Origin of the sequence: Massilia suwonensis (genome assembly GCF_042655665.1) — a bacterium.
Taxonomy (GTDB): Bacteria; Pseudomonadota; Gammaproteobacteria; order Burkholderiales; family Burkholderiaceae_D; genus Telluria; species Telluria suwonensis.
Map to the genome: position 1 here is coordinate 307,156 of NZ_JBHSMR010000001.1, position 12,209 is coordinate 319,364.

14 protein-coding genes and 1 tRNA gene are annotated in these 12,209 nt (G+C 65.4%); 5 read left to right on the forward strand and 10 right to left on the reverse strand.

Going from position 1 to position 12,209, the window contains the following annotated elements:
• Positions 1–63: 63 nt before the first annotated feature.
• Positions 64–759 (forward strand): electron transport complex subunit RsxB, encoded by a 696-nt coding sequence (gene rsxB, locus ACFPQ5_RS01340; RefSeq protein ID WP_379751148.1) that lies wholly within the window; start codon positions 64–66, stop codon positions 757–759.
• Complete coding sequence (gene nth / locus ACFPQ5_RS01345) at positions 759–1,439, forward strand: endonuclease III (protein ID WP_379751150.1); 681 nt, start codon at positions 759–761, stop codon at positions 1,437–1,439. Before rsxB ends, nth begins: the two co-directional genes overlap by 1 nt.
• 68 nt (positions 1,440–1,507) lie before the next feature.
• On the opposite strand, the gene ACFPQ5_RS01350 is transcribed toward nth, so the two are convergent.
• From ACFPQ5_RS01350 to rplU, 8 genes are all read right to left on the reverse strand, one after another.
• Entirely contained in the window at positions 1,508–3,160 is a 1,653-nt protein-coding gene (locus ACFPQ5_RS01350; protein ID WP_379751152.1) for a methyl-accepting chemotaxis protein, read from the reverse strand.
• Between the two features lie 201 nt (positions 3,161–3,361).
• The gene (locus tag ACFPQ5_RS01355) at positions 3,362–4,615 is read right to left on the reverse strand and encodes a serine hydrolase domain-containing protein (protein WP_379751154.1); all 1,254 of its coding nucleotides are present in this window, start codon (positions 4,613–4,615) and stop codon (positions 3,362–3,364) included.
• Positions 4,616–4,694: 79 nt separating this feature from the next.
• Positions 4,695–5,063, reverse strand: coding sequence for a nuclear transport factor 2 family protein (locus ACFPQ5_RS01360; protein ID WP_379751156.1), 369 nt, complete (start codon positions 5,061–5,063; stop codon positions 4,695–4,697).
• A gap of 8 nt (positions 5,064–5,071) precedes the next feature.
• Positions 5,072–6,190 carry a glutamate 5-kinase gene (proB, locus tag ACFPQ5_RS01365; RefSeq protein WP_379751158.1) on the reverse strand — a complete coding sequence of 373 codons (1,119 nt, stop codon included), beginning with the start codon at positions 6,188–6,190 and terminating at the stop codon, positions 5,072–5,074.
• Positions 6,187–6,594, reverse strand: coding sequence for a hypothetical protein (locus tag ACFPQ5_RS01370; protein WP_379751160.1), 408 nt, complete (start codon positions 6,592–6,594; stop codon positions 6,187–6,189). Before ACFPQ5_RS01370 ends, proB begins: the two co-directional genes overlap by 4 nt.
• Entirely contained in the window at positions 6,584–7,699 is a 1,116-nt protein-coding gene (gene obgE, locus ACFPQ5_RS01375; protein ID WP_379751162.1) for a GTPase ObgE, read from the reverse strand. Before obgE ends, ACFPQ5_RS01370 begins: the two co-directional genes overlap by 11 nt.
• Before the next feature lie 106 nt (positions 7,700–7,805).
• Positions 7,806–8,078: a 50S ribosomal protein L27 gene (rpmA, locus tag ACFPQ5_RS01380; RefSeq protein ID WP_136220274.1), complete on the reverse strand. Its 273-nt coding sequence runs from the start codon at positions 8,076–8,078 to the stop codon at positions 7,806–7,808.
• Between the two features lie 40 nt (positions 8,079–8,118).
• On the reverse strand, positions 8,119–8,430 hold the full coding sequence (gene rplU / locus ACFPQ5_RS01385) for a 50S ribosomal protein L21 (protein ID WP_136220275.1): 312 nt from the start codon (positions 8,428–8,430) through the stop codon (positions 8,119–8,121).
• Between the two features lie 281 nt (positions 8,431–8,711).
• On the opposite strand from rplU, the gene ispB reads away from it, so the two are divergent.
• Together ispB and ACFPQ5_RS01395 are read left to right on the forward strand one after the other, a co-directional pair.
• Positions 8,712–9,698: an octaprenyl diphosphate synthase gene (gene ispB / locus ACFPQ5_RS01390; RefSeq protein WP_379751164.1), complete on the forward strand. Its 987-nt coding sequence runs from the start codon at positions 8,712–8,714 to the stop codon at positions 9,696–9,698.
• A gap of 52 nt (positions 9,699–9,750) precedes the next feature.
• Positions 9,751–9,827, forward strand: a tRNA-Pro gene (locus ACFPQ5_RS01395).
• 56 nt (positions 9,828–9,883) lie between these two features.
• On the opposite strand, the gene ACFPQ5_RS01400 is transcribed toward ACFPQ5_RS01395, so the two are convergent.
• Together ACFPQ5_RS01400 and ACFPQ5_RS01405 are read right to left on the reverse strand one after the other, a co-directional pair.
• Entirely contained in the window at positions 9,884–10,303 is a 420-nt protein-coding gene (locus ACFPQ5_RS01400; RefSeq protein WP_379751166.1) for a hypothetical protein, read from the reverse strand.
• Positions 10,304–10,389: 86 nt separating this feature from the next.
• On the reverse strand, positions 10,390–11,631 hold the full coding sequence (locus ACFPQ5_RS01405; protein ID WP_379751168.1) for an ROK family transcriptional regulator: 1,242 nt from the start codon (positions 11,629–11,631) through the stop codon (positions 10,390–10,392).
• A gap of 310 nt (positions 11,632–11,941) precedes the next feature.
• Between ACFPQ5_RS01405 and ACFPQ5_RS01410 the strand changes: the two genes are divergently transcribed.
• Entirely contained in the window at positions 11,942–12,205 is a 264-nt protein-coding gene (locus ACFPQ5_RS01410) for a hypothetical protein (protein ID WP_379751170.1), read from the forward strand.
• Positions 12,206–12,209 lie beyond the last annotated feature (4 nt).

Genomic DNA, 12,209 nt, shown 5'->3' on the forward strand with positions numbered 1-12,209 from the left:
GCAGGTCGCACCCTGCCCGCTTTTGTCGGATAATGACGCCTTTGACATCGCTTTCGCCGCGCCGTGACCAAGACCCTTGCCGACCTGATCGAAGACCAGCTGCCGCAGACGCAATGCACCAAGTGCGGCTATCCGGCATGCCGGCCTTATGCCGAAGCGATCGCCGCCGGCGAAGCCGACATCAACCAGTGCCCGCCCGGCGGCATCGAGGGCGTGCGCCGCCTGTCCAGCGTGACCGGCCGCCCCGTCATTCCGATCAATCCGGCCAACGGCGTCGAGCGCCCGCGCCCGGTCGCCTTCATCGACGAAGCCTTGTGCATCGGCTGCACCCTGTGCATCCAGGCCTGCCCGGTCGACGCCATCCTCGGCGCGGCCAAGCAGATGCACACCATCCTCCCGAGCCTGTGCACCGGCTGCGATCTGTGCGTGGCGCCCTGCCCGGTCGACTGCATCAGCATGGTGCCTGTCACCGGGAACGCCACCGGCTGGGATGCCTGGTCGCAGCAGGCGGCCGACGCTGCCCGCGCCCGTCACGATTTCCGCAGCGCGCGTTTGCAACGCGAACGCGAAGAAAACGAGGCACGCCTGGCGGCCAAGGCGCTGGAGAAGATGCGCGAAGTCACGGCCGAGGCGACCAATACGCCGGAGGAGCTGGCGGAGAAGGAACGCAAGCGCGCCATCATCGCCGCCGCCATGGAACGCGCCCGCCAGCGCGCAGCAGGCACTCCGACCGAAGCGCCCGAAGATAAGCCAAATTAATGAATCCGGCCAAACGTTTAGAAATATTTACGCGCTTTCGCGCCGCCAATCCGCATCCGACCACCGAGCTGGAATACTCGACGCCCTTCGAACTCCTGATCGCGGTGCTGCTGTCGGCGCAGTCGACCGACGTCGGCGTGAACAAGGCCACGCGCCGCCTGTACCCGGTGGCGAACACGCCGCAAAAGATCCTCGACCTTGGCCTGGACGAACTGAAGACCTATATCTCGACGATCGGCCTCTACAACACCAAGGCGAAGAACGTGATCGCCACCTGCCAGATCCTGGTCGAGCAGTACGGCGGCGAGGTGCCGCGCCAGCGCGAGGCGCTGGAAGCCCTGCCGGGCGTGGGCCGCAAGACGGCCAACGTGGTGCTCAATACCGCCTTCGGCGAGCCGACCATGGCGGTCGACACCCACATCTTCCGCGTTTCGAACCGCACCAAGATCGCACCGGGCAAGAACGTCGACCAGGTCGAGATGAAGCTGCTGAAATTCGTGCCCAAGGAGTTCCTGCAGGACGCCCACCACTGGCTGATCCTGCACGGCCGCTACACCTGCGTGGCGCGCCGCCCGAAGTGCTGGAACTGCATCATCAACGACTTGTGCGAGTTCCGCGACAAGACGCCGGCGCCGGATGGGCTGATCGCACCGGAGGCGGTGCCGCCCGTCGCCGCCTGATTGCGGCATAAAAAAAGCCCGCGCGGCACAGGGCGCCGGCGCGGGCTGTCAAGGCAAAACCGTTCGAATTAAAACGCTTCCCAGTCGCCGCCTGCGACGCGCTTTGGCGCCGCACGCATGCCGTGCGCCGGCAAGGCACGCACCGGCGCGAGGGGGATGGCCGGCGCATCGTTGGCCGCGAGCGCCACGCTGCTGTCGCCATCGAGCTTGAACACGCCGACGACGCCATTGAGCGCCACGGTCTGCTCGCGCAGCGCCTCGGCCGCGGCCGCCGCTTCCTCGACCAGCGCTGCATTCTGCTGGGTGACGGTGTCCATCTCGGTCACGGCGATGTTGATCTGTTCGATGCCGGCGCCCTGCTCGGCGGTGGCCGCGCTGATCTCGGCCATCACGTCCATCACGCGCTTCACGCTGGCGACGATGTCGGTCATGGTGGCGCCCGCTTCGCTGACCAGCGCACTGCCCGCTTCCACGCGTTCGGTGGAGGCGCCGATCAGGGTCTTGATTTCCTTGGCGGCGACGGCCGAACGCTGGGCCAGGCTGCGCACTTCCGAGGCCACCACGGCGAAGCCGCGGCCCTGCTCGCCGGCACGCGCCGCTTCCACGGCCGCGTTCAGGGCCAGGATATTGGTCTGGAAGGCGATGCCGTCGATGACGCCGATGATGTCGGCGATCTGCTTCGAGGATTCGCTGATCGCGGCCATGGTGCCGACCGCGCGCTCGACGATGTCGCCGCCCTTCACGGCTACGTCACAGGCGCTCACCGCCAGCTGCTTGGCCTGGCGCGCATTGTCGGCATTCTGCTTCACGGTCGACGTCAGCTCTTCCATCGAGGAGGCCGTTTCTTCGAGCGCGCCGGCCTGCTGCTCGGTGCGCGAGGACAGGTCCATGTTGCCCTTGGCGATTTCGTTGGAAGCCACCGAGATCGTCTCGGCGCCGCCGCGCACCCGGGTGACGATCTGCTTCAGGCTGGCGTTCATGTCGCGCAGCGCGGCCAGCAGCTGGCCCGTTTCGTCGTTCGACGTCACCTCGATGCGGGTGCGCAGGTCGCCGGCGGCCACCGTCTTGGCCACTTCGACGGCGCGGTCCAGCGGACGCACGATCGAACGCGAGACGACGATGCCGGCCACGATCGCAGCGGCCGAGCCGAGCACCATGGCGAGCAGGCTCAGGAACGTGGCCCGCTGGCTGCCGGCCTGTGCTGCCGCCACCTCATGTTCGGTTTCCGCCACGATCTCGTCGGACGCCTGCACCAGCAGTTCGGAGGGCGCGCGGTCCTTGCCCTTGACGGCGGCGTCGCCGGCGGCCGGTTCGAAACCGGCGGCCTCGAACCGGGCGTAGCCGGTACGGAAATCCTGGCCCATCTTTTCATGTGCTTGCGCGAACTGCTCGAGCAGCGTGCGCTCCTTGCCTGCCGGGAGCGATGCGATCAGCTTGCCCGCCTGCCCGGCCACCTTGCGCTCGCCCTCCTGGAAGGCTTGCCAGTACCTGGCGCGCTGCGTCTCGTCCTTACCGCGCAGCAGCGTATTCTTCCATTCCTGGACCTGGGTCTTGAAGCTCGACTGCAGGGTCTCGACCGCTTCGGCCTGGCTGTAGCTGGTGACGGCGCCGCCGTAGGTCGCGATCGAGCTGTTCAGTTCGTAAAGGCCGAAGAAGCCGGCGCAGGCCACCACGAGGGCGACGGCGGCAAAGCAGAGGGGAAGTTTACGGCTCAGTTTCATGGCGATTCCAGGTAGCGGCGGTGCAGGTATGCACGCCGGGTCCCGGCCAGTCTACGTGAGCTGTATCCGTGCGGCAATAAAACGCGGCCGAGAATGGCGAATGTCCGGCGGGATGTCAGCCCGCCACAACACAGTTAATTGAACCATATGAGCGAAGCGGCAAGTTCTTTGGTCAGCCTGGCAAGCCTGCCGCCCGACCGCTTACCATTTGCCGTAATGCTCGACCACGCCGCGCCAGAAGGCGTCGGCTTCCTTGCCCAGCGACGTCCCTCCCGCCTTGGCCGTGGCATTCGCAGCCGTCTGCACCATCACCAGTTTCAGCTGCGGATCGACCACGATCATCTGCCCGTACACGCCGAGCAGCGCGAAACGCCGCTTCTCGCTCGGGAAGGTCCAGAACTGGTAGCCATAGCCGTAGTAGGGCGTCGCCGCCAGCGGACGGAAGGCCGGCGGCGCCTGGCGCCAGTCGGTGGCCTCGACCAGGTAGCTGTTCGGAATGACTTGCGTACGCGCCGGATCGTCGGGACGCGCGCCGTCGTTGGCCAGCACCACGCCCAGGCGCCCGTAGTCGCGCAGCGTGGCGTTGAAGTTGCCGGCCGCGCGCTCCAGGCCGGTGCGGTCGGCGCGCCACAGGGCCGGCGTCTCCGCGCCGATCGCCTGCCACAGGCGCGTGCCCAGGTAGTCGCTCAGGTTGCCGCCGGTCGCGCCGCGCAGGACCGCCGCCAGCACTTCCGTTTCGGCGCTGGCGTAGGAAAAGCGCGCGCCCTGCGGCGCATCGCGCGTCGTGATCGCCTTGGCCGCCTGCTCGACGCCGCCTCCGATCACGGCGCGCGCCCAGCGCTCCAGGTCGTCCTTGCCGTCGTAGCGCTCTTCGAAGTGGGCGCCCGAGGCCATGCGCAGCAGGTTGCGGATCGTGGTCTCGCCATACAGGGTGCCGCTCAGGCCCGGCGCGTACTTGTCCGCACGGTCGTCGAGCGAAGCGATCTTGCCTTCTCCCAGCGCGATGCCCACCGCCAGCGAGACGAGCGACTTGGCCATGGAATTCGAGACGAAGCGCTGCTGCGCCGTGCGGTCGTACTGGTAGCGTTCGACCTGGATCACGCCGTCCTTGATGATCAGGAGGCCCATGATGCGCTGGCGCGCCAAGTAGTCGTCGATGCTCAGCTTGCGGCGCATGTCGAGCGTCCAGCGGATCGGCGGCTCCTGCTCCAGGCGCGGCAGCGGCATTGGCGCGCCGCTGGCCGGAAGCACGTTGGCCTTGCCGCCGAAGATGCCCGGGATCTCGCCCTGGGCGGTAAACGAACCCACCCGCACCGATTCGTCGTAAAACCAGCTTTTCGCCGTGCCGACCGGGTAGCCCAGCGGCTTGCCCAGCTTGTCTTCGTCCGGTGCGGGCGCGGCGCAAGCGGCGCCCGTCCACAACAGCAGGAATGCTAGGGCGCGTGCGTACGGCATGGGTCGATCCTCGTCCGGTGCTGGAATGCCGGACATGTTGCCACGAAGTTATCCTTCAGGCAACAACCAGAACCGGGTCTCAGGCGGCGAACAGGGTGGTGGCGCCGGTGGCAAAGGAAGCGCGCGCGATGCGCCCTTCCACCACCTCGTAGATGCACAGCATCTCGACCCTGCCCTTCCCTTCCGGGAAGTTGCGCGTCACGACTTCGAGGTCGGTGACGAAGTTGCCCAGCACCGTGCGGCTGAGCAGGCGCGCGTGCAGGTCGGGCTCGGCGAAGCGCGCCACGTAGCGCGGGCGAATCGCATCGATGCCTTCGGCCAGCAAGGGACCGTGCAGCGTGAACTGCTGCGCATTGGTCGCATACGTCGCCATCAGGGCATCGACGTCCTTGGCGTTATAGGCCTCCAGCTGGGCCTGGACGACGGCGGCGGGATCGAGATAGGTCATGCGTGCTTTCAGAGGAGGACGAGGTTGTCGCGGTGGACCAGTTCCGGTCCTTCGATGTAGCCGAGGATGGCTTCGATCTCGTTCGAGGAGTGGCGCATGATGCGGCGCACCTCGCTGCTGGTGTAGCTGGTCAGGCCGCGCGCGATCGGTTGGCCGGCCTCGCTGACGCAAGTGATCACCTGCCCGCGCCCGAACTCGCCTTTCACCGCGATGACGCCGATCGGCAGCAGGGACTTGCCCTCCTTGGTCAGCTTTTGCACGGCGCCGGCGTCGAGCACCACTTCGCCGGACGTGTGCAAGTGGTCGACCATCCACTGGCGGCGCGCGGTCAGGCGCGTGGTGGGCGCCTGCAGCTCGGTGCCGATCGATTCGCCGCCGGCGAGGCGCGTCAGCACCTCCGGTTCGCGGCCCCAGGCGATCACGGTATGGGCGCCCGAACGCGCGGCGCGCCGTGCGGCCAGCACCTTGGTCAGCATGCCGCCGCTGCCGATATTGCTGCCGGCGCCGCCGGCCATCGCTTCCAGGCTGGCGTCGCCGGCCTGGGCCCGTTCGATCAGGGTGGCGCCTGGGTCCTTGCGCGGATCGGCCGAATACAGGCCGCGCTGGTCGGTCAGGATCACCAGGGCATCAGCTTCGATCAGGTTCGCGACCAGGGCGCCCAGGGTGTCGTTGTCGCCGAACTTGATCTCGTCGGTGACGACGGTGTCGTTCTCGTTGATGATCGGGACCACGCCCAGGCGCAGCAGGGTCGTGAGCGTGGCGCGCGCGTTCAGGTAGCGCTCGCGGTCGGCCAGGTCGGCGTGTGTGAGCAGCACCTGCGCCGTTTTAACACCGTGGGCCTTGAAACTGGTTTCGTAGATCTGGGCGAGGCCCATCTGGCCGACGGCGGCGCAGGCCTGCAGCTCGTGGATGTCATGCGGGCGCGTAGCAAAACCGAGGCGCAGCATGCCTTCGGCGATCGCGCCGGAGCTGACCAGCACGACCTCCTTGCCGAGGCTGCGCAGGGCCGCGATCTGGGTGGCCCAGCGCGCGATGGCGTTGTGGTCGAGGCCGCGGCCTTCGTTGGTGACGAGCGAGGAGCCGACCTTGACGATGATGCGGCCGGCGGTGTGAATCACGGAATTCATGGCGAGAGTCTCTTTTCCCTGGGACGCAAAGCAAGCAGGGCCAACCCTGCCAGCAACTCGATCCCGCTGACGACGAACAAGGACCCATGCGGCAGGCCGATCGCGAAAGCCGCGACCAGGCGCCCGGCCGGCTGGGCCAGCAGGAACAATGCTACGAGATCGCCGAGGATGGGCTGGTCGCCCCGCCTTGCCGCCAGCACAGCCAGTCCCGCGGTGGCGAGACGGACTCCGACATAGATGGCGTAGAACTGGCTGTAGCCGTTCACGCCAACGAGAAACAGGCCCATTGCGGTGGCGACCCGGTCCGGATCGAGCAAGGCAACGAGCGCCGCCAGCGAACTGGCGGTGGCGACCAGCTGCAGGAGCTGGCCGCGAGCCCAGGCGCGGGTGGGCTTAGTCTTCAAGGATCTTGAAGCGAGGATCGTCCGGATCGATCGAGACGATGCCGCGTGCCTCTTCCGTCATCTGGGTCGTCTCGTCGGCGCGTACGTCGAGCGCGCGCTTCTCTTCCAGGTGCAGGTAGATCGCATTGATCAGCTCCTGGCAGCCTTCGCGGCTGAGGGCCGAGATCTCGAAGACAGGGCCCTTCCAGGCCATCTTCTTGAGGAAGTCCTTGACGCGCTTCTTGCGCTCTTCTTCCGGCACCATGTCCAGCTTGTTGAGCACGAGCCAGCGCGGCTTGTTCAGCAGGTCCTCGTCGTACTTTTCCAGCTCCTTGATCAGGGCTTTCGCTTCCTTGACCGGATCGACGGTCGCCTCGAACGGCGCCAGGTCGACGATGTGCAGCAGCAGACCGGTACGCGCCAGGTGGCGCAGGAACTGGTGGCCGAGACCCGCGCCTTCGGCCGCGCCTTCGATCAGGCCCGGGATGTCGGCGATCACGAAACTCTTCGCGTGCGACACGCGCACCACGCCGAGGTTCGGATGCAGGGTCGTGAACGGGTAGTCGGCGATCTTCGGCTTGGCGTTCGAGACGGCCGTGATGAAGGTCGATTTTCCGGCGTTCGGCATGCCCAGCAGGCCCACGTCGGCCAGCACCTTCAGCTCGAGGCGCAGCGTGCGGCGCTCGCCTGGTTTACCGTCGGTCTTCTGGCGCGGCGCGCGGTTGGTCGAGGTCTTGAAGTGGATGTTGCCCCAGCCGCCTTCTCCGCCCTTGGCGAGCAGTTCGGTCTGGCCGTGTTCGGTCAGGTCGGCGATGATCTCGCCGTTGTCGTTATCGATGATCAGGGTACCGACCGGCATGCGCAGGGTGACGTCGTCCGCGCCCTTGCCGTAGCAGTCCGAGCCGCGGCCCGGCTCGCCATTGCGCGCCGTGTGGGTCTTCGAATAGCGGAAGTCCACCAGGGTGTTGATGTTACGGTCCGCCACCGCCCAGATCGAGCCGCCCTTGCCGCCGTCGCCGCCGTCCGGACCGCCGAAGGGGCGGAACTTCTCGCGCAGGAACGAGGCGCACCCGTTGCCGCCGTCGCCAGCAATGACATCAATTCGTGCTTCGTCGATAAACTTCATTTTTGACCGCCAAAAAACTAAAAGGCTCTACGTTAAGCAGAGCCTTTCGATGGAAGGCTTGCGCCTTACAAGATGCGCCGCTCGGGGCGGCGCTTGCATGCTTGAATTAAGCAGCGACTGCTTCGTTGGCAACGACGGTCACGAACTGCTTCGAGCCCACGCCTTGCTTGACGAATTTCACGGTGCCGTTGACCAGGGCGAACAGGGTGTGATCCTTGCCCAGGCCGACGTTCACGCCAGGACGAACCTGGGTGCCGCGCTGACGCACGATGATGCCGCCGGCGTTGATCGCCTGGCCGCCGTACACTTTCACGCCGAGGCGTTTGCTTTCTGAGTCGCGGCCGTTACGGGTAGTGCCGCCGCCTTTTTTGTGTGCCATTTAGTTACTCCTTGATGACTGTTTAAATAGACCGGGGCAATTAGCCGTTGATCGAAACGACTTCGATCTCGGTGAAGTTCTGGCGGTGGCCTTGACGCTTCTGGTAGTGCTTACGACGGCGCATCTTGAAAATGCGGACCTTGTCGTGGCGACCATGGGAAACGACCTTCACCAGCACCGTCGCGCCTTCGACCAGAGGAGCACCAAACTTGATGCTTTCGCCCGCGCCAACGGCGAGGACCTGATCGATGGAGAGTTCGGAACCAATGTCTGCCGGTATCTGTTCTACTTTAAGTTTTTCGCCAGCGACAACTTTGTATTGCTTGCCACCGGTTTTTATGACCGCGTACATGATTGAAAACCTCATCAATTGTTAATTAAAAATCCCTGCGGCGACGACCGATCAATGACCGCGTTGCGCTTCTCTGGTGCCGGGGAACAGGGAATTATACACGGATGATCCTGTTGCGTCAAAAGCCGGAATGATCGCCTTACTGTCGTGGCAACGCGGCAACGCCGCCCGGGAGGCCGGGATCGCGGGCACGCACGCGCAAACTTGGCCAAATGGCACGGCTCATGCTTGCATGTCGTATAATCGCCGCACTCTCAACGCATATAACAAGCAGGTTCGCCTTGTCCGCCGCTACCCCTCACGCCCAGAACACCATCACCCAATCGATCGCCGCCGACATGGATGCGGTCAACGCGGTGATCCGCCAGCGCCTGCATTCGGAAGTGAGCCTGGTCAACCAGATCGCCGAGTACATCATCAGCGCCGGCGGCAAGCGCATCCGCCCCGTGCTGGTGCTCCTGCTGGCCAACGCCTACGGCTACAAGGGCACGGCGCACCACGAACTGGCGGCCGTCGTCGAATTCATCCACACCGCCACCCTGCTGCACGACGACGTGGTCGACGAATCCTCGATGCGCCGCGGCCGCCAGACGGCGAACGCCCTGTTCGGCAATGCCGCCTCGGTGCTGGTGGGCGACTTCCTGTACTCGCGCTCCTTCCAGATGATGGTGAGCCTGGAAAACATGCGCGTCATGCAGATCCTGTCGGACGCGACCAACGTGATCGCGGAAGGCGAAGTGCTGCAGCTGCTGAACATGCACGATCCGGACGTGAGCCACGAGAGCTACCTGAAGGTGATCCGCTCGAAGACGGCCAAGCTGTTCGAAGCGGCGGCGGAACTCGGCGCCCTGGTCGCCGGCGCCAGCAGCGCGCAAGTGGCCGCGGCCGGCGAATACGGGCGCTCGCTGGGCACGGCGTTCCAGCTCATCGACGACGTGCTCGATTACGCCGGCGACGCTGCCGAAATCGGCAAGAACGTCGGTGACGACCTGCGCGAGGGCAAGCCTACCCTGCCGCTGATCTACCTGATGGAACACGGCACCGCGGAACAGCGCGAACTGGTGCGCACCTGCATCGAGCAGGGCGACGAGCAGCATTTCGACGCCGTGCTGGCCGCCGTCACCTCCAGCGGCGCTCTCGATTACACCCGCCGCGAAGCCGAAACGGCCGCGCGCCGCGCCGCTGAATCGATCGCCGATCTGCCCGACAGCATCTACAAGGACAGCCTGCTCCAGCTGTGCCGTTTCGCTGTTGACAGGAACCATTGAGCAAAATTATAGTAATGCTTCCTGAGGCAGGGTTTCAGCGCCTCGAACCAGTCGGGGTGTAGCTTAGCCCGGTAGAGCGCTACGTTCGGGACGTAGAGGCCGGAGGTTCGAATCCTCTCACCCCGACCATCCGATTCCTTGCGAATCATGACAGCAAAGCCCCTCATCGAAGGGGCTTTTTGCTTTCAACTGCCCGTGCGCCGCGTACAGTAATCGTAGGCATCCGCCTTCGGCGCCAGGTCGGTATCGACCAGGATGATGACCGGCGCGCCGTCGCCGCGCTTGCCGAAATGCGCCTCGAAACCCTTGCCCAGCGGACCGCTGGTGAAGGCGATCTTGCCGCTGGCGCTGTCATACGTCATGGCGCCGGGCTTCTTGCCGCCGCTGACCCAGGCGTACTGGGTCGGGCTGCCGAATTCGACGACTTTATACGTGTAACCCGCCTGGTTGTACTGCTGGCGGCAGGCATAGGTGCCTGGCTCGAAGGCGCCGCCACGCTCCTTGAAGACGCTGAGCGGCTGGATGTCGGCCAGCGCGGGAGAGGCGCATGCCAGTGCCAGTGCGGAAAGAAGGAAGGAGTGCGTGAGCCGATGGATGGGTTTCATGGATTCTCGCTGGGCGGGCTGGGAAGGCTTGCACATTCAAAAATACCATAGATCGCGTGCCGGCGGACGAGCTCGCCAGCCGCGATTCAGCCCCTGCCCTGCTTCAGGAAGGATTCGTGCCCCGGCGCGAAATTCGCGTGCAGCGGCAGGTAGGCCGCCCCGATCACCTTCGCATCGCGTCCGATGGCGCCGGGGATGATCTCGGGCCGGATGATGCCCTGCCAGCTGTACTGGCCCAGCGCCATGCGGATCGCATCGACCAGGCCGTCCAGCAGCGATGCATGGAGCGCGCCGTCGACGATCACGCCATCCAGGTCGAGCAGGCAGGACCCGCCGTTGACGGCAAAGGCGATCGCATTCGCCGCTTCTTCCAGCCAGCGCGCCGTGACCGGCGCCCAGGGCGCCTGCAGCAGGCGCGCGTCGCCGGGCGGCAGCTTGTCCAGGCCCACGGCCGCCAGCATGTCCTCGAGCGTGGCCAGCGAGGCGCAGGACAGCAGCTGCTGCGCGCCGCCGGGACGCAGGCCGTCGGCCACTCCCAGCGGCATCGAACCGATTGCGCCGGCGTTGCCGTAGACGCCGGCATGCGGCTGGCCGTTCAGCACCAGGCCGCCGCCGATCAGGGTGTCGATGTACACGTACAGGTAGTTCTTCAGGTGGCGTCCGCGCCCGGCCACCAGTTCGGCGACGCAGGCGGCCGCCGTGTCCTTGGCAAAGGCGACCGGCAGCCGGGTCATGGCTTGCAGGCGCTCGCGCATATTGGTGCGGGTCCAGGCGTCGGCGTCCTGCGGCGACAGGCCCACCAGCTCGCGCCAGCCGCCGAAGGCCAGCGGCGCTGCCAGGCCGATGCCGCTCACGCGCCGGCCCTTTTCCGCGCCCAGCTGGTCGGCAATGCGTTCCAGGTGCTCGCCGATCTCGCCGAACACGGCATCGACCGAGGGCGCGCCATAGACGATCGATTTGCGGTAGCGCGGCGCGCCGGTGAAATCGATCAGGGCGACATCCAGGTTGCGGCGCCCGATCTGCACGCCGATCGAAAAGGCGCCGTCCGGATTCAGCGCGATCGGCTGCGAAGGCTGCCCTACCCGGCCGCGCAGGGAGTCGCGCTTGACGACAAAACCTTCTTCCAGCAGGCGGTTGATGATGACCGAGACCGTCTGCGTACTCAGGTTGGTGAGCCGCGCCAGCTCCGCCTTCGGCAGGCTGCCGTGCAGGCGGATCGCATGCAGCACCACGCGCTCGTTGAACTCGCGCATGCCGATCTGGTTCGAGCCCGGCATGCGGGGCGTGGCGGTGTCGGAAAGAGCGCTGAGAGGGGCGAATGAATGCATGCGAAAACAGAATCGGCGTAGCGAAAAGACACCGAGTATAAATTTCACTAATAAATAAATCAATGTGAATTATTATCTTGGCGCTAATTTATTACGTGTTTCGCATTGCAGCGCAACAAGAAGACGCTGGTGTTCGCAGAACTGGAGGGTGGGTCGCGCCGATGAGGCAGAGAGCGTCGGAAGGCGGCATTGACGCCTCGATAAATATACGTCTGGCTTATCATGGACATCACGAACTGAAAGTATATTTATGGACGCAAGGCATTTATACTGCACCGCAACATCACAGTATTTATCTCTGGAGCGACACATGAACGCAGCAACGATCACCCAGGCGCAGGAAGACGGTCTGCGCCACCAATCCACCGGCCTGTTCGCAACGGTCCGCAGCTTCGCCGAACAGCTGTTTGTCGCCCACGGCGGCTGGCTGGCAGCGCGCAAGGAACGCGCCGCCCAGGCTTCGTATGCCGTCGCCGAGCGCGCGGGCCGCGCCGAACTGTTCGCGATGGCCGCACAGGCCGAGAAGCATTCGCCTAACCTGGCCGCCGAACTGCGCTGGCTGGCGAACCGCTAAGCTT

Coding starts and splice junctions, on each gene's coding strand:
- nth (WP_379751150.1), top strand. CDS start 759: ATGAATCCGGCCAAACGTTTAGAAATATTTACGCGCTTTCGCGCCGCC.
- ACFPQ5_RS01350 (WP_379751152.1), bottom strand. CDS start 3,160: ATGAAACTGAGCCGTAAACTTCCCCTCTGCTTTGCCGCCGTCGCCCTC.
- ACFPQ5_RS01355 (WP_379751154.1), bottom strand. CDS start 4,615: ATGCCGTACGCACGCGCCCTAGCATTCCTGCTGTTGTGGACGGGCGCC.
- ACFPQ5_RS01360 (WP_379751156.1), bottom strand. CDS start 5,063: ATGACCTATCTCGATCCCGCCGCCGTCGTCCAGGCCCAGCTGGAGGCC.
- proB (WP_379751158.1), bottom strand. CDS start 6,190: ATGAATTCCGTGATTCACACCGCCGGCCGCATCATCGTCAAGGTCGGC.
- obgE (WP_379751162.1), bottom strand. CDS start 7,699: ATGAAGTTTATCGACGAAGCACGAATTGATGTCATTGCTGGCGACGGC.
- rpmA (WP_136220274.1), bottom strand. CDS start 8,078: ATGGCACACAAAAAAGGCGGCGGCACTACCCGTAACGGCCGCGACTCA.
- rplU (WP_136220275.1), bottom strand. CDS start 8,430: ATGTACGCGGTCATAAAAACCGGTGGCAAGCAATACAAAGTTGTCGCT.
- ACFPQ5_RS01400 (WP_379751166.1), bottom strand. CDS start 10,303: ATGAAACCCATCCATCGGCTCACGCACTCCTTCCTTCTTTCCGCACTG.
- ACFPQ5_RS01405 (WP_379751168.1), bottom strand. CDS start 11,631: ATGCATTCATTCGCCCCTCTCAGCGCTCTTTCCGACACCGCCACGCCC.
- ACFPQ5_RS01410 (WP_379751170.1), top strand. CDS start 11,942: ATGAACGCAGCAACGATCACCCAGGCGCAGGAAGACGGTCTGCGCCAC.